Source organism: Enterocloster lavalensis, from assembly GCF_046603895.1.
Classification (GTDB): Bacteria; Bacillota; Clostridia; order Lachnospirales; family Lachnospiraceae; genus Enterocloster; species Enterocloster lavalensis.
The window spans coordinates 5,936,861-5,952,805 of the sequence record NZ_CP176637.1; the positions used below are offsets into that span (position 1 = coordinate 5,936,861).

Consider the following 15,945-nt stretch of genomic DNA (forward strand, 5'->3'; position numbering starts at 1 on the left):
CCGGCCGGAAAATCAAACGAAAAGGAGAAAGAATTATGAGTAACAACAGTGGAATGGGAAGAAGCGTGGTGGACAGGATCGATGGGAACGGACTGGTGATGAGAGGATTTCAGTTGTCTCTTGTGGGACTTGCGGGGGTTACCCTGGGGGTTGCGTCGGAGAATGCCTGGGGCATCCTCCAGTGGATCGGTTCGGCGCTGGGGCTTGTGTTGTTTCTCGCCTATCTGGTGGGCCTGGCGGTTCTTTACAGCAAGGCGGGCGTGTGGAAGTTTATCGGCGTCCTGGCGGTCAAGGGGGCGGTTTTCCCGTGGAGAGTGACCAGAATCATCGTGTTTTCCTGGGTATTCTTCTTTGTCTGGGCCTCCATCTCCATCTGCCTGGTGTGGCTGGTGATGATGATTGCGGTGGGCGCCCCCTGGCTCCTGGTGCTGCTGGCGAAACACTTTGGATGAGCGCGCGGCTCAGGACGGATCAGCCGCGAGGCTGCGCCAGCTCCCTGGCCTCCCGGGTGATTTCCTCCGGAAAACCCATGTACTCCAGCAGGCGGATGGCGTTTTTGGAATCCGCGGGGCCGGAATGGATCTTGTAGGAGAAAGTGATCCCGCCGTCCGTGATCTGCTCGCTGAAATGAAAATTGTCGTACTGTCTCTCCAACAGCTGCGTCAGCTCGATGTCGTGGGAGGCCACGATGGCCAGGCAGTTATGCTTTGCCAGGTAGCGAAGCACCGCGCAGGAGGCGGCGATGCGCTCCTGGGTGTTGGTTCCCCTCAGAATTTCGTCCACGATGCAGACGGTGGGCGTTTCCGGGGTCAGGCTGTCGATGATGCGCTTCAGATAATGAATCTCTTTAATATAGTAGCTTTCCCCGGACAGAATGTCGTCCCGCAGCGCCATGGAGGTGATCAGGCCGGTCCGTGGCAGGGTCAGACGGGCTGCGGAGCAGGTGAAAATGCTCTGGGCCAGCAGAACGTTGACCGCCACGGCCTTGATGAAGGTGGATTTGCCGGAGGCGTTGGAGCCGGTGACGATGCAGCTGCGGCGGATGGATGCAGAGTTGCTGACCGGATGGCTGAGAAGGGGATGGTACAGCTCTTCCGCCTCCAGCCGGCAGGGGGCGTCCTGCTCTGCGAAGGACGGTTCGCACCAGTGGGGCAGGCTGGCCCGGAAGGAGGCCACGGAGATGGCCATGTCGATCTCGCCCACACGCTGGTATAAGGCCAGCAGGTCCTCTTTCCGGCCGTCCAGCTCCCGGAGCAGCTTGTTGTACCGGATGAAGTCGCTGAGGGTGACGCCCACCAGGTAAGCATTTAACAGGCTGAAGAGATCGCCGGACAGGCCGCTCTGTTCCCGGGTGTTCAGCCTCATGATTTTGCGGGCGGAGCGGGAGAAGCGCTGGGCCAGCTCCCCGAGGTCGGGGAAGGGTTCCCCGCCGCCGGACTTTCCGGGGTCCGACAGCAGCCTGGCGGTGCGGATGACCCCCAGGGTGGCGCGCAGCATGGACAGATTGGCGCTGTACTTGTATTTTTGGAAGGAGTAGATCACCAGGTTGGCCAGGGCGGTAAAGAGCGGGAACACCAGATAGCGGGTGTCTAAGAGCAGGGCGCTGGGGAGGAAGGAGCAGAACAGCAGCCCCCTCATAAACCGGTAGAACTGGATGTTGGGGATTTCAAATCCCTTCAGATTGCGGATGAACACGGGCAGATAATAGCTGCCGTGCTCTTTCCCCAGGCAGTGGAGCAGATACGTTGCCCGCTCCCGCTCGGTTTCGTGCTCCCCGAAATAGCGGATCTTCCCGCGCAGGGATTCTTCCGCCTCCCGGTCCTGGCTAAGACGGTGGAGAGCCGTGTACAGCGCCTGTTCCCCGGCAAAGGAACGGCAGTTGTTGACGCGCAGGTACACGGCGTCCATTTCCAGATCATTCCAGGTGATTTCGTCGATCTGTTCCTGTTCGGAGAGATTCGTCTGCTCAAAGTCCCAGTCATATTCAATTCCGCCATAGTCCCGGTTTTCGCGCTGGGGAATGGCGCCGAAGCTCTGCCGCAGCAGGGCTTTTTTTCCGTTGCGGGAATCCCGGCGGTTCTCCAGGCGGATCAGAATGTAGGCCATTACTAAAATGCACAGCAGGATCAGTGTGTACGGTTCCATGGCGCTCCCTCCTTTGTTTCTTTCATTCTATCACAGTTCCCGGTGATTTATCTTACGATTTCCATAAATCAGCGGAGGTTTTCCGGATCAATTTCTTAAAAATAGAACGGAAGGTTATAAAAAAATATAGACGGTAAGCAGAAAAAAAGAAAGATATGATAGAAAAAAATATATATGATAATCGTTTGAAATGGTAAAAAAGCCAATATTTTCTAATTAAACCGGGTAAGATAGGAGAAAATGTATAAATTATTATTGACATGACGTAGAAAATATTCTATAATCAAGATAACAACAGAAAGGAGGAGCAGACGGTGATGGAAATAGTCGAGACAAAGTTCTCCGTCCGCGACGGCGGCCACTACGTGCCTGGTGTAAAGCACAATCAGGTGCTGTACATATCCGGCCAGCTGTCCATTGACCCGGAGACCGGGAAAGTTCCCGAGGGAGGGGTGAAGGCGGAGGCCAGACAGGCTCTGGCGAATCTGGATCTGGTGCTTCAGGAGGCCGGAGCCAGCCGGGAGGACGTGCTGCACTGCCGCGTGTACATCCCGGATGTGGCGTACTGGCCGGACTTGAATCAGGTGTACGCGGAATTCTTCGGGAGCCACCGCCCGGCCAGGGTCGTGGTGCCCACCAACAGGCTGTATAACGGCTGCCTGGTGGAGGTTGAGGCCATAGCGGCGTGCGGAAAGGAATGAGTTTATGAATTACATGGAATTGGACACTCCGGCCCTGATCATTGACCGGGAAATCATGATGGATAACCTGCGCTTCATGCAGGAGTACGCAGACCGGCGCCATGTGGCGCTGCGCCCCCATACGAAGACCCATAAGATGCCAAGACTTGCTCTGATCCAGGAGGAGTTAGGAGCCAGGGGCGTCACCGTGGCCAAGGTGGGCGAGGCGGAGGTCATGGCGGAAGCGGGGCTGCGGGATATCTTTATCGCCAATGAAATCGTGGGCGAATCCAAGCTGGCCCGGATTCGGGAACTGGCGAAAACCGTGGACATCTCCTTCGGCCTGGACTCCATTCCCCAGGCGGAGATGATCGAGAGGGCCTTTGCGGGAGCCCAAAAGCCCGCCCGGGTGCTGATCGAGATCGAGGTGGGGGAGGAGCGCTCCGGCGTCATTGAGGAGGCGGACTATCTGGAGCTGCTGGAATACTTAAAGGGGTGCAAAAACATTTCCCTGAAGGGGATTTTCTCTCACGACGGCAATTCCTACCAGGCCGCGGATATCCGGGAGTGCCGGGAGATCCACCTGACCGCCCAGAGGCGGACCCTGCGTTTTGCCGAACTGGCAAAGGAAGCGGGCATGGAGCTGGAGACCGTGAGCATCGGGTCCACTCCGTCCATGATGCACGACTTCCCCATTCTGGACGGCGTCACGGAGATCCGGCCGGGAACCTACATCTTTATGGACGCCTCCCAGGCCAACGCCTACGGAAGCCTTGCGCGGAACGCGGCCACGATCTTAACCACCGTGATCAGCCGTCCCACCCCGGAGCGGGTGATCACCGACGTGGGGGCCAAGGGTATCACCGCCCAGACCCGGAGCAAGGGCTTTTGCGCCACCAGAGGGCTGGGGCTGATCAAGGGCTGGCCCGAGGTAGAGATTTTCGACGTGTACGACGAGCACGCCATTATCTACAACAAGGCCTTCCACGACGGAGTGCGGGTGGGCGACAAGGTGGAGATCATTCCCAACCACATCTGTCCGGTGGTGAACCTGCACGAGACGGCCTATCTGGTAACGGACGGGGAAGTGGTGGAGGAGATCCCGGTAGCCTGCAGAGGCAAGCTGAAGTAAAATACAATGCCGGAGTTTCAGGGCGGGTTTGGCGCTTACAACCACGCCGCCGATTGCTCCGGGGAAAGGCAGGAATCCGATGACAAAACTGAGAGCAGCCATGCTGCAGACGCGGGTGTATGCGGACAAGATGGAGAATATCCGGGAGGCGGGGCGCAAGCTGGAAGCCCTGGAGGCAGAACAGGTGGACCTGGTGACCCTTCCCGAGATGTTCAACTGCCCGTATCAGACCCCCAATTTTCCGGTCTACGCGGAACCCCAGGGCGGCCCGGCGTGGACGGCCTGCGCCGAACTGGCGAGAAAGCACAAAATCTATCTCTCCGCAGGTTCCATGCCCGAGGTGGACGAGGCGGGCCGGGTGTACAACACGGCCTATGTATTCGACCGCCAGGGCAGGCAGATCGCAAAGCACCGCAAGGCCCACCTGTTCGACATCGACGTGAAGGGCGGCCAGTGCTTTAAGGAATCCGACACCCTGACCGCCGGGGATCAGGTGACGGTGTTCGACACGGAATTCGGGAAAATGGGTCTGTGCATCTGCTACGATTTCCGGTTCCCGGAGCTGGCCCGCCTGATGGTGGAGAAGGGGGCGAAGGTGATTTTGGTGCCTGCTGCCTTCAACATGACCACCGGCCCGGCCCACTGGGAGATTCTGTTCCGCTGCCGGGCGCTGGACAACCAGGCTTTTGTGCTGGGCACGGCCCCGGCCAGGGATCCGTCCAGCGGCTACACCTCCTGGGGACACTCCATCGCCGTGTCGCCCTGGGGAGACATTCTGGGACAGATGGACGAGCAGGAGGGGTGTATGATCCACACCCTGGATCTGGAGCGGACCGGGGAGGTCCGGGACCAGCTGCCGCTGTTAAAGCACAGAAGGACGGACATGTACCACCTTGAGGAGTGCTGAGGGGATTAGGAACACACAGGAAAAAGAAAATGTGAGAACGGAGGTTACACAATGTCAAATACGAATCAGAAGGCGGAGACCGTGGATCCTGTATTGAGCACAAAGGACGGCCGGTGGCCGATTTTTATCAAACTGTTTATCCTGTTGATCGCGGCCAGCGTGCTGGCGGAGCTGATCGGCACCGTCACTATCCCGTTGGGACCCATCGGAAAGATCAGCATCATTCCTATGATCTTCTCCATGATCATCGCGGTGCTGTTTACGCCGGACGCCCTTGGCCGGGTGATCGAGCCCTTAAAAAAGCTGTGCAGCGAGAAGGAAGTCCAGCTGGCCGAGAACGCGATCATGCTCATGCTGCTGATCCTGGGCGTGAAGCTGGGAACCAGCGCCGGGCCCAACATCCTTAAGATCGTTCAGGCCGGACCGGCTCTGATCTTCCAGGAGTTCGGTAACCTGGGAACCATGCTCATCGGCCTGCCCTTCGCTATGATCCTGGGTATGCGCCGTGAGGCCGTGGGCGCCACGGTCAGCATCTGCCGCGAGCCCACCCTGGGACTGATCAGCGAGAAATATGGAATCAACTCCCCCGAGGGCCTGGGTGTCATGGGAACCTACATGGTGGGAAACCTGTTCGGAACGCTGTTCTTCGGCCTTCTGGCCTCCCTGGCCGTGAACACGGGAATTCATCCCTACGCCCTGGCCATGGCCAGTGGCATGGGCTCCGGCTCCATGATGACCGCGGCCAGCACATCCCTTGCGGAGATTCTTCCCAATATGAAGGACGAGATTCTGGCCTACGCGGCTACTTCCAATATTATGACAAATGTGACCGGCCTGTACATGGAGTGCTTTATCGCCATCCCGCTGGCCAATAAAATGTACCGGGTTTACAGCCGCCTGCTGCGGCGCAAAGAAGCGTAAAGGGAGGGAACGGATATGTCGGCAAAACTTGAAAATATGTTAAATCAGCTTAAGGTATTGATCCTCTGCGGCCTGGCGGTTCTGGCCACACAGGCGGTGAACTTAAAGGGCGAGTTGGACATTCTGCCCGCCATCCTGGGTATGCTCATCATTATTGCGGTGTCCATCGTGGCGCTTAAAATCAAAGAGGCGCTGCCCCTGCAGATTCCGGCCTTCGCCTGGGCCTCCCTGCTGTCGCTGCTTTTGACCACCCCCTGGAGCCCGGTGCAGGGCCTGATCCTGGACCTGACCAAGCAGATTTCCGCGGGCCAGATCGGCACCGTGATCTTGGCCATCGCAGGCGTTTCCATCGGCTGCAAGCTGGACGACATCAAAAAACTCAGCTGGAAGATCATTCTGACGGCCTTTGTGGTGTTCATCGGCACGTTCTTCGGATCGGCTCTTGTGGCGGAACTCATTCTGAAACTGCAGGGAATTATTTGATGAGGGCCTGACAGGCCTCACGGGAGAGACGGATATGAACATCGAGGAATTAAAACAGAAAGCCATCCAAACCATTGACCAAAGGCGGGAGGTTTACCTGGCCCTTGGAAGGAAAATCTACGAGAACCCGGAGACCGGCTACCGGGAGGTAAAGACCACACAGACCCTGGCGGAAGCGCTGGAAGCGCTGGGGCTTGAGACGGAGCGGGATATCGCGGTTACCGGGTGCAGAGCCCGGGCAAACGCCCACAAGGAGGGGCCGAAGGTGGTGGTGATGGGGGAGCTGGACTCCGTGATCTGCCTGGACCACCCGGACTGTGACCGCCGGACCGGAGCGGTCCACGCCTGCGGCCACAATATTCAGACCACGGTGATGTACGGGATCGCGGACGCGTTTACCCACGCGGGCCTGTTTGACGAGCTGGACGGAAAGATCGACTTTATGGCGGTTCCCGCGGAGGAGTACATTGAGATGGACTACCGGGAAGGGCTGCGCAGGGAGGGAAAGCTTCACTATTTCAGCGGCAAGGCGGAGCTGACCTACCGCGGCGCTTTTGACGACGCGGACATGTGTATGATGGTCCACAACTTCCCCATCAGCGCCGGGGGCTACCGCCTGGCGCCCTGCAACACGGGCAACGGATTTATCGGCAAGAACACCGTATTTATGGGCAGGCAGTCCCACGCTGGCGCGGCGCCCTGGGACGGCATCAACGCCCTTAACATGGCCAGCCTGGCTATGAGCGCCATGGCTTATCAGAGAGAGACCTTTAAGGAGGAGGACACGGTCCGGGTCCACCAGATTATCAACAAGGGCGGCGACATCGTCAACGCGGTTCCGGCGGACGTGCATCTGGAGACCACGGTGCGGGCCGGGAACTTAAAAGCCCTGAAGGAGACTAACGAGAAGATCAACCGCTGCATCGAGGGCGCGGTGATCGCCCTGGGAGGCGAGGCCCAGGTGACCGACATGCCGGGCCAGATGCCCCTGAAGGCGGACCCGGGCCTGGCGCAGTGTTTCAAGGAAAATGCCCTGCGCTTTTACCGGGAGGAGGAGATTCTGCCCTGCTTAAAGAGTACGGCGTCCTTTGACATGGGCGATTTATCCCTGTTTATGCCGGTGCTCCACGGCATCACCTCGGGCATCGAGGGCGGCCTGCACTCTAAGGATTACCGCATCGTGGACGAGGAGGACGCCTACATCACGCCCATGAAGATCATGGCCTGCACGCTGATCGACCTGCTGGCAGGCGGCGCGTCCCGGGCGAAGGAAATCTGCGGACAGTTCCGGCCGGTGATGAGCAAGGAGGAGTATCTCCAATACCTTGTGGACACCCAACAGCAGCATCATTACGGGAACATGCAATAGACAGGCACAAAAAGAGAGCCCGGACGGCAGTGAGTGGATCGCTGCCGCCCGGGCTCTCCCTCGGCGGGGCGCCTGCGCGCCGCATCAGCCCCCGTTTTTGCGGATTTCGTCCAGGTAGCTGTAAACAGTGACCTTGGAAATCTTCATCCGCTCCGCCACCTTGTCCAGGGTGCCCTTGATGGTGAAAATTTCCCGGTCGTTCATAAAGCGGATCAGGGCGATTTTCTGGTCCCGGCTCATGGACTCCACGTCCTGATCGCCGATGGTCCGGTCGATGATGTCGTCCACGATCTCGCGGATGCTGGACACCACGTCCACCTCCTCCGCGGGGGGAACGATGGCGTCCGGCATACCGAGCAGCGTGCTGATATCCCCCATAAACTGGACGATGCGGGAGAGGTCAATGTTGACGCAGAGGGCGCCGATCACCTTGCCGTTTAAGTCGCGGATCAGGGCGGTGGAGGATTTGATCTTTTTGCCGTCCTTTCCTTCCATAATATAGTTGGCGCAGCAGTCGTTGTTGAACTTGCGGGAGAGCAGGACCTCCTTCACAAAATATTCTGTGAAGCTCTCGCCTACCGCGCGGTTGGTGACGACGTTGTTTTCCGTGTACACCACGGAATTCTGTGGCCTGTCGAAGTCGTGGATGATGACCTCGCAGTGGCTCCCAAAGGTCTGGGAGATCAGTTTGGCTACCGGAATATAATTTTCTAAAATGGGATGCATGTGTTTCTCCTTGCACCAGTGATTGATTTTCACACCGGAATGTTTTATACTACCAGTATATAGAAAAAAATTTATGAATTCAATGAGAAAATGCAGTATTTAGAAAAAGTTTAGGAATTTGCAGTAACAGTTCAGACGGCGGGGAAAATGGCGCGGGAAGCCGCGTCAAGCTCGCTTGTAAGCGGCTTCCCGCCCCATTTTTCACATCGGATGGATACCCGATGCTTCTTGACCGGTCTGAACTGTTACAATATGCATAGAAAAAATTATGGAGGAAGCGATGAGAGAGAAGCGAGTTGCAGTGATCGGCTACGGAGCCCTGGGGAAAATCCTCACAGGGGGGATCCGGGAGAAGCTGAACGGGATTTACCGGGTGTCCGGCGTCTGGGAGCTTCGTATGGATTTGGTCCGGGAGGCCATAGAGAGGGAAGGATTTAAGGCTTACGGGTCTTTTGAGGAGTTGTTGGAGGATTGCCCGGATTATGTGGTGGAGATCGCCAGCGCCCAGGCGGTGGCGGCCTACGGAACCAGGGTGCTGGAGGCGGGCTGCGATCTGGTCGTCACCTCGGTGGGAGCCCTGGCGGACGACGGCCTGTACCGGCTTCTGAGAGACGCGGCCCGCAGCAGCGGAAGAAAGGTCCATCTGACCTCCGGCGCGGTGGGTGGTTTCGATGTGTTAAAGACCATCGCGGCCATGGGTGGCGCCAGTGGCCGCATCGAGAACTACAAAGCGCCCGCCAGCCTAAACGGCGCGCCCCATCTGGAGGGACGTGAGCTGCCGGAGGACCGGCAGGAGCGGATCTTCGACGGCACGGCCAGGGAGGCCATCGTGGGCTTTCCAAAGAATGTAAACGTGGCGGTGGCCTCGGCCCTGGCCAGCGTGGGGGTGGACCGGATGCAGGTGACCATCGACAGCTGTCCGGGTATGGAGGACAATGTGCACAAGATTGTGGTGGAGAACCACAGCGTGACGGCGGTGGTGGAGATCGCCTCCAGACCGGACGCGGACAACCCCAAATCCAGCGTCATGACGGCCTGGAGCGTGGTGGCCCTGCTGGCCAACCTGGCGGATCCGGTTCAGTTCTTTTAAGAGCGCGCCTGCAGCGTTTTCTGATAGGCGATCCTGAGCTCTCCGTCCTCCGAGCCTCCCGACAGACGGATCAACCCGCAGGACCTGTAGCCGCTTTTTTCAAGGGCGCGCTGCATGGACCGGTTGTCCGGGTGGGTGTCGATGCGGATATCCTCATACCCGAGGCTGCGGCTGTAAGCCTCGGACTCGGAAAAGAGCCTGGCGGCAATGCCGCGCCCTTTTAAGTCTTCCGCAATGCAGACGCGGTGGAAGCCCACATAAGGGCGGTCGTTGAGCCAGGCTCCGTCGATTTTGGCGTAGCTGGGATCCCGGCCTTCCAGCAGGGTGATCATGCCGATGACCCGCCCGTCCTCCTCCAGCACGCGGATCTGTCCCTTTGCCGCGCCGGCGGCCAGGCCCTCGCGGTTTGGCTCCCCCTTCTGCCACTGGTCGATGCCCCGGGCTTTGAAGGAGGCCTTGGCCTGGTCCACCATGGCCATCATCTGATCCAGATCCGCGTTCACTGCCAAACGGTATATCATGTAAGTTTCCTCCCGATTCGGATGTTTTTAAGCCCGCGCTATTTTGCGGGCGCTTTTTAAGTATACCGGGGAAGAGCGGGAGGCGTCAACTGTTTTCCAGCGGAGGACGGCCGCAGAAGGTGATTACGGTCTCAGGGGTGGTGATGGCCGGCACGCTCCGGGTGGAGCTGGAGTAGACGGCCAAGAGCACCTGCTTTCCCAGAGGACCGTAATAGAGCTGGCCGTTGGGGGTCAGAAGCTTGGTGGAACGGCTGATATTTAAGTGCAGCGTGTTGTCCTCGTCGGTCAGCTGCTCGTCAAAATAGGCCAGCAGCGCGGTCTGGGCGGGATTTAGGCGGGCCGCCGCCAGGATGTTGTACCGGGGCGGATAGATGAGAGGCATGGGGGCGTTGGCATCGTAGAAGGCGGTGATGCGCTGGCCGGGGTGCAGGGGTTCGCAGCCCAGAATATAGGTGTCGGCGAAAATCACCAGGTCCGCGGGGCCTTGTTCCGTGTGAAGGGAGATCAGGGAAGCGCAGTTGCACCACTCCCGGGAACAGGACTGCATGGGGCCGATGTGGTTGATTGTGCCTGTGACAGAGCGAAAACGGCTCATAAGTAACCTCCAGAATGTGAGCGTTCGCCGCAGGCCCGGCCCATGGGGGGCTCGGCTGCGGCCATATGGTACAGTATATTCCGGCGGAGGGCAAAAAGTACCGGTTTTGCGGCATTTGCGGACACTTTTCCGCCATGGACTTGATTTTTTCCGCCGCGATGCTATACTGGATTTCATAATGTTTTAAATGATGACAAAAGGAGAGCGAACCATATGAAAACGCAGTTGACGAGAGAGAAAGCTCTGGAGCTTTTAAAGACTTACAATCAGGAACCCTTTCACATTCTTCACGCCCTGACCGTGGAGGGAACCATGCGCTGGTACGCGAAGGAACTGGGCTACGGCGGCGAGGAGGACTTCTGGGGGATCGTAGGACTGCTGCACGACATCGATTTTGAACAGTATCCCGAGGAGCACTGCCTGAAGGCGCCGGAGCTTTTAAAGGCCGGAGGGGCTGAGGACGAGTTGATCCACGCGGTGTGCAGCCACGCCTACGGGATCATGGTGGACGTCAAGCCGGAACACACGATGGAGAAGGTTCTGTTCGCCGCCGACGAGCTCACCGGCCTCATCGGAGCCGCCGCCCGCATGCGCCCGTCCAAGAGCGTGATGGACATGGAGGTGTCCAGCCTGAAAAAGAAGTTTAAGGACAAACGTTTTGCCGCCGGATGTTCCAGGGACGTGATCAAAGATGGGGCGGAGGCCTTGGGCTGGACCCTGGAGGAGCTGATGGACAAGACCATCCAGGCCATGCGCTCCTGTGAGGCCCAGGTGGCCGCCGAGATGGAGACGCTGGGTTGAGACGGTGGGAAGCCGTTAACCGCACACGCTTTTGATGAAAAGTACGCCTGCGACGGACAAATGTCGGTCGCAGGCAAATTTTTTTGCCCGAAACCTATTGACATCCCCCGGGAAATACGGTATTATTTGCACTTGTAACGCCTTAAAGCAAACGCGGTTCGATTTCAAGGCGCATGTACGGTTTTAAGAATGGAAGAGGGAGACTTAAGAGATGAAAAAAGTGGTGAAATTCGGCGGCAGTTCGCTGGCCAGCGCCAGACAGTTTAAAAAGGTGGGGGAGATCATCTGGTCGGATAAGAGCAGACGGTATGTGGTGCCCTCCGCGCCCGGAAAGCGCAACGACAAGGATGAGAAGGTGACCGACCTTCTGTACCAGTGCTACGATGCGGCTTCCCAGGGCAGGTCCTACAAAAAGATCCTGGAAAAGATTAAAAACCGTTACAACGACATCATCGACGGACTGGGGCTGGATTTGAACCTGGACCACGAGTTCCAGCGGATTGAGGAGAATTTTGTGGCCGCGGTGGGCCGGGACTACGCGGGCTCCAGAGGCGAGTATCTCAACGGCCTGGTGATGGCCTGCTATTTAAACTATGAATTCATCGACGCCGCGGAGGTGATCTTCTTCGACGACAACGGCAACCTGGAGGCCGAGTACACGGACCATGAGCTGTCCGAGCGCCTTGCCAATGTGGAGCGGGCCGTGATCCCGGGCTTCTACGGGGCCAAACACGACGGCACCATCAAGACCTTCTCCCGGGGCGGCTCCGATGTCACCGGCTCCATTGTGGCAAAAGCCATTCACGCCGACATGTACGAGAACTGGACCGACGTCTCCGGCATGCTGGTGACCGATCCGCGCATCGTAGAGAATCCGGAAGTAATCGAAACCGTTACATATAAGGAGCTGCGGGAGCTGGCCTACATGGGCGCCAGCGTGCTCCACGAGGATGCCATTTTCCCGGTGCGAAAGGAAGGCATCCCCATCAACATCCGCAACACCAACCGCCCCGAGGACAAGGGCACTCTGATCGTGGAGAGCACCTGCCGCAAACCCCGCCACACCATCACGGGCATCGCGGGCAAGAAGGGCTTCTGCTCCATCAATATTGAGAAGGCCATGATGAACTCCGAGGTGGGATTCGGGCGGAGAGTGCTCAGCGTGTTTGAACAGTACGGCATCAACTTCGAGCACATGCCCTCCGGCATCGACACCATGACCATTTACGTGCACCAGTCCGAATTCGAGGACTACGAGCAGTCCGTGATCGCGGGTATCCACCGCGCCGTGGAGCCGGATACCCTGGAGATGGAGTCTGACCTGGCCCTGCTGGCGGTGGTGGGCCGCGGAATGCGCAGCGCCCGGGGAACTGCGGGAAGGATTTTCTCCGCCCTGGCCCACGCCAGAGTCAACGTGAAGATGATCGACCAGGGGTCCAGCGAGTGGAATATCATCATCGGCGTGAAAAACGACGATTTTGAGACCGCCATCAAGGCGATCTACGATATTTTTGTGACAGCGGAGCTGTAGAAAACGGCCCGGTGTCATTGCGTCCAGCGAACGTCCGGCCGGAGCGGCGAAACCTTGCCCTCCGGCCTTTTTGTGTTCGTTTTCCGGCGGCGCGGACGTCCTCTTGCAGTCCCAAATTCAGGCCGCGCGGCAAAAAATATGGTAAATCCCTTTCATTCGTGGTACAATATGAACACTTGAGGAGGTGCCGCGGGCGTCCGGCGGGAATCTGTGCCCGTATCCCGGGCGGGATCCATGTGGCCCGCTGTGTGCGGCGGTACTTTTTGGGCAGACTGATCCTTAGAAGGAGGCAGGGACTATGTTGGAAAAAATTGATTTATCCAAACGAGTAGCGAAAGATACTTATAAGAAGGGAATGGAGGAAGCCGGTGAGAAGCTGGGCCTTCTGCAGCGGGAGTTAAAGGCCGCCGGGATTCCCGTGATTCTGGTGTTCGAGGGTATGGGCGCAGCGGGAAAGGGCGTGCAGATCAACCGCCTGATCCAGGCGCTGGACCCCAGGGGTTTTGACGTTTACGCCTGCAACCGCCCCACGGAGGACGAGCAGATGCGCCCGTTTCTGTGGCGTTACTGGACCAAGACCCCGGCTAAGGGCCGCATCGCCATCTTTGACCGCAGCTGGTACCGCAGCGTGCAGGTGGACCGCTTTGACGGCCTGACGCCGGAGTCGTCCCTGGCGGACGCCTACCAGGACATCCTGTCCTTTGAGAAGCAGCTGAACGACGACGGTACGGTGATCATCAAGCTGTTCCTCTACATCGACAAAAAGGAGCAGGACAAGCGCTTTAAGAAGCTGACCGGGTCCCGGGAGAATTCCTGGCGCGTCACCCCGGAGGATTTAAAACGCAACGAGGAATTCGACCGGTATCTGCAGATGAACGAGGAGATGCTGGAGAACACGGACACGGACTACGCGCCCTGGACCCTCATCGAGGCGGTGGACCGGGACTACGCGGCCTTAAAGATTTTGACCACGGTGGCGGACCGGCTGGAGTACGAGCTGAACCGGCGGAACGGGGCGGAGGCGGGAGCGCAAAAGCAGACGGAGCTTCCCGGCAGGCAGCGCTTCAAGAACGGCGTGCTCTCCGGCATCGACCTGAGCAAGAAGCTGGAAAAGGACGACTACAAAAAACAGCTGAAAAAGCTGCAAAAGCGTCTGGAGGAGCTGCACAGCGAGATCTATCTGCTGCGCATCCCGGTGGTGATCGGCTTTGAGGGCTGGGACGCGGGCGGCAAGGGCGGCGCAATCAAGCGGCTGACCAGCCATCTGGACCCAAGGGGCTACCGGGTGAATCCCACCGCCGCGCCCAACGACATCGAGAAGGTGCACCACTACCTGTGGCGCTTCTGGAACGACGTGCCCAAGGCGGGCCACATCGCCATCTTTGACCGCACCTGGTACGGGCGGGTCATGGTGGAGCGCATCGAGGGCTTCTGCACCGAGGCTGAGTGGCGGCGGGCCTACCAGGAGATCAACGAGATGGAGTCCCACATGGCCAACGCCGGGGCGGTGATCCTGAAGTTCTGGCTGCACATTGACAAGGACGAGCAGGAGCGCCGCTTCACGGAGCGGCAGAACAACCCGGCCAAGCAGTGGAAGATCACGGACGAGGACTGGCGCAACCGGGAAAAGTGGGATGAATACGAGGAGGCGGTCAACGAGATGCTGGTGCGCACCTCCACCACCTACGCGCCGTGGATCGTCGTGGAGGGCAATGACAAGTATTACGCCAGGGTCAAGGTCTTAAAGACCGTTGTGGAGGCCCTGGAACAAAAGATAAAGGAAGTAAACGGTACGGCAGAATGAGTAATGTAGTGGTAGTGGGCGGTGGAGCCGCCGGAATGACGGCCGCCATGGCGGCAGCGGGCAGCGGACACAGCGTCCTGCTCCTGGAAAAGAATGAAAAGCTGGGGAAAAAGCTGTTTATCACCGGCAAAGGGCGCTGCAATGTGACCAACGCCTGCGATATGGAGGAGCTGATGGCCGGGGTGGTGACCAACTCCCGGTTCCTCTACAGCAGCTTCTACGGTTTTACCAATCGGGATATGATGGACCTTCTGGAGCGCTGCGGTTGTCCCCTAAAGGTGGAGCGGGGAAACCGGGTATTTCCGGTCTCCGACCACTCTTCGGACGTGATCCGGGCGCTGGCCGACGGTATGCGGGACCTGGGGGTGCAGGTGCGGCTGAACACGGAGGTGGACTCCCTGATTCTTGCGGACGGCTGCGTCAGGGGCGTGCGCATACGGGGTGGCAGGGAGGAACTGCCGGCGGACGCCGTGGTGGTGGCGACGGGCGGTCTTTCCTATCCAACCACCGGCTCCACCGGGGACGGACTGCGCTTCGCCGGGGAGGCGGGACACAAGGTGACGGAGCTGTCGCCCGCCCTGGTCCCCTTCAACGTGAAGGAGGCGGAGCTTGCCAGGGAGCTTCAGGGCCTGGCTTTAAAGAACGTGGAGGTCACGGTTCTGGACGGCAAGCGGGAGCTGTACCGGGAGTTCGGCGAGATGCTTTTCACCCATTTCGGGGTCAGCGGCCCGGTCCTGCTCTCCGCCAGCAGCTTTTGCGCCAAGGCGATCCGCAGGCATCCCCTGACTATGGAGATCGACCTAAAACCGGCCCTGTCGGAGAAGCAGCTGGACGAGCGGATTCTCCGGGATTTCGGGGAGGCGAAGAACCGCCAGTTCAAGAACACCTTAAACCACCTGTATCCGGCTAAGCTGGTCCCGGTGATGATCCGGCTCTCCGGCATTTCCCCGGAAAAGCAGGTCAACGAGATCACCAAGGCGGAGCGGGAGCGGCTGTGCGGGCTGACCAAGCATTTCACCATGACGCTCACCGGCCTCAGGGATTACAAGGAGGCCGTCATCACCCAGGGCGGCGTGTCCGTGAAGGAGATCAACCCCTCCACCATGGAATCAAAGCTGGTGAAGGGTCTGTATTTTGCCGGGGAGGTCCTGGATCTGGACGCGGTGACCGGAGGGTATAACCTTCAGATCGCCTGGTCCACGGGCTGGGCGGCCGGCAGCAAAATCGAATTTTAACAGGA

The 15,945-nt window shown here is 58.8% G+C and carries 16 protein-coding genes; 12 read left to right on the top strand and 4 right to left on the bottom strand.

Features of this window, described 5'->3' with window-relative positions; all coding sequences use genetic code 11:
• The first annotated feature begins 35 nt into the window (after positions 1-35).
• Entirely contained in the window at positions 36-452 is a 417-nt protein-coding gene (locus ACK2JC_RS26620; RefSeq protein WP_320936501.1) for a hypothetical protein, read from the top strand.
• Between the two features lie 19 nt (positions 453-471).
• On the opposite strand, the gene ACK2JC_RS26625 is transcribed toward ACK2JC_RS26620, so the two are convergent.
• Positions 472-2,145: a MutS-related protein gene (locus ACK2JC_RS26625; RefSeq protein WP_320936500.1), complete on the bottom strand. Its 1,674-nt coding sequence runs from the start codon at positions 2,143-2,145 to the stop codon at positions 472-474.
• Between the two features lie 317 nt (positions 2,146-2,462).
• Between ACK2JC_RS26625 and ACK2JC_RS26630 the strand changes: the two genes are divergently transcribed.
• The 6 genes from ACK2JC_RS26630 to ACK2JC_RS26655 all read left to right on the top strand — a co-directional run bounded on the left by ACK2JC_RS26630 (position 2,463) and on the right by ACK2JC_RS26655 (position 7,637).
• Positions 2,463-2,846 carry a RidA family protein gene (locus ACK2JC_RS26630; RefSeq protein WP_320936507.1) on the top strand — a complete coding sequence of 128 codons (384 nt, stop codon included), beginning with the start codon at positions 2,463-2,465 and terminating at the stop codon, positions 2,844-2,846.
• A 4-nt stretch (positions 2,847-2,850) separates the two neighbouring features.
• Positions 2,851-3,957 carry an alanine racemase gene (locus ACK2JC_RS26635; protein ID WP_092360939.1) on the top strand — a complete coding sequence of 369 codons (1,107 nt, stop codon included), beginning with the start codon at positions 2,851-2,853 and terminating at the stop codon, positions 3,955-3,957.
• A gap of 79 nt (positions 3,958-4,036) precedes the next feature.
• On the top strand, positions 4,037-4,864 hold the full coding sequence (locus ACK2JC_RS26640; protein ID WP_092360938.1) for a carbon-nitrogen hydrolase family protein: 828 nt from the start codon (positions 4,037-4,039) through the stop codon (positions 4,862-4,864).
• A gap of 51 nt (positions 4,865-4,915) precedes the next feature.
• On the top strand, positions 4,916-5,785 hold the full coding sequence (locus ACK2JC_RS26645; protein ID WP_092360937.1) for a DUF3100 domain-containing protein: 870 nt from the start codon (positions 4,916-4,918) through the stop codon (positions 5,783-5,785).
• A gap of 15 nt (positions 5,786-5,800) precedes the next feature.
• Positions 5,801-6,268 carry a hypothetical protein gene (locus ACK2JC_RS26650; protein ID WP_276854166.1) on the top strand — a complete coding sequence of 156 codons (468 nt, stop codon included), beginning with the start codon at positions 5,801-5,803 and terminating at the stop codon, positions 6,266-6,268.
• Positions 6,269-6,302: 34 nt separating this feature from the next.
• A complete protein-coding gene (locus ACK2JC_RS26655) occupies positions 6,303-7,637 on the top strand; it encodes a M20/M25/M40 family metallo-hydrolase (RefSeq protein WP_320936499.1) in 1,335 nt (444 codons plus the stop codon).
• Positions 7,638-7,721: 84 nt separating this feature from the next.
• Here ACK2JC_RS26655 and ACK2JC_RS26660 read toward each other — a convergent pair whose 3' ends face one another.
• Positions 7,722-8,363, bottom strand: a complete 642-nt coding sequence (locus ACK2JC_RS26660; protein WP_024734875.1) for a transcriptional regulator — start codon at positions 8,361-8,363, stop codon at positions 7,722-7,724.
• Positions 8,364-8,643: 280 nt separating this feature from the next.
• Here ACK2JC_RS26660 and ACK2JC_RS26665 point away from each other — a divergent pair, with 280 nt between their 5' ends.
• The gene (locus tag ACK2JC_RS26665) at positions 8,644-9,453 is read left to right on the top strand and encodes an aspartate dehydrogenase domain-containing protein (RefSeq protein ID WP_227167538.1); all 810 of its coding nucleotides are present in this window, start codon (positions 8,644-8,646) and stop codon (positions 9,451-9,453) included.
• Here the strand turns inward: ACK2JC_RS26665 and ACK2JC_RS26670 are convergent.
• Both ACK2JC_RS26670 and ACK2JC_RS26675 read right to left on the bottom strand, forming a co-directional pair.
• Positions 9,450-9,974: a GNAT family N-acetyltransferase gene (locus ACK2JC_RS26670; protein WP_320936498.1), complete on the bottom strand. Its 525-nt coding sequence runs from the start codon at positions 9,972-9,974 to the stop codon at positions 9,450-9,452. The genes ACK2JC_RS26665 and ACK2JC_RS26670 overlap by 4 nt on opposite strands.
• Positions 9,975-10,059: 85 nt before the next feature.
• Complete coding sequence (locus ACK2JC_RS26675; protein ID WP_040411808.1) at positions 10,060-10,569, bottom strand: hypothetical protein; 510 nt, start codon at positions 10,567-10,569, stop codon at positions 10,060-10,062.
• Between the two features lie 213 nt (positions 10,570-10,782).
• Between ACK2JC_RS26675 and ACK2JC_RS26680 the strand changes: the two genes are divergently transcribed.
• From ACK2JC_RS26680 to ACK2JC_RS26695, 4 genes are all read left to right on the top strand, one after another.
• Entirely contained in the window at positions 10,783-11,370 is a 588-nt protein-coding gene (locus tag ACK2JC_RS26680) for a hydrolase (protein WP_320936497.1), read from the top strand.
• Between the two features lie 211 nt (positions 11,371-11,581).
• Positions 11,582-12,901: an aspartate kinase gene (locus tag ACK2JC_RS26685; RefSeq protein ID WP_092360929.1), complete on the top strand. Its 1,320-nt coding sequence runs from the start codon at positions 11,582-11,584 to the stop codon at positions 12,899-12,901.
• A 298-nt stretch (positions 12,902-13,199) separates the two neighbouring features.
• Positions 13,200-14,705, top strand: a complete 1,506-nt coding sequence (pap, locus tag ACK2JC_RS26690) for a polyphosphate:AMP phosphotransferase (protein ID WP_092360928.1) — start codon at positions 13,200-13,202, stop codon at positions 14,703-14,705.
• Positions 14,702-15,940, top strand: a complete 1,239-nt coding sequence (locus tag ACK2JC_RS26695; RefSeq protein WP_107434811.1) for an NAD(P)/FAD-dependent oxidoreductase — start codon at positions 14,702-14,704, stop codon at positions 15,938-15,940. Before pap ends, ACK2JC_RS26695 begins: the two co-directional genes overlap by 4 nt.
• The last annotated feature ends 5 nt before the right edge of the window (positions 15,941-15,945 follow it).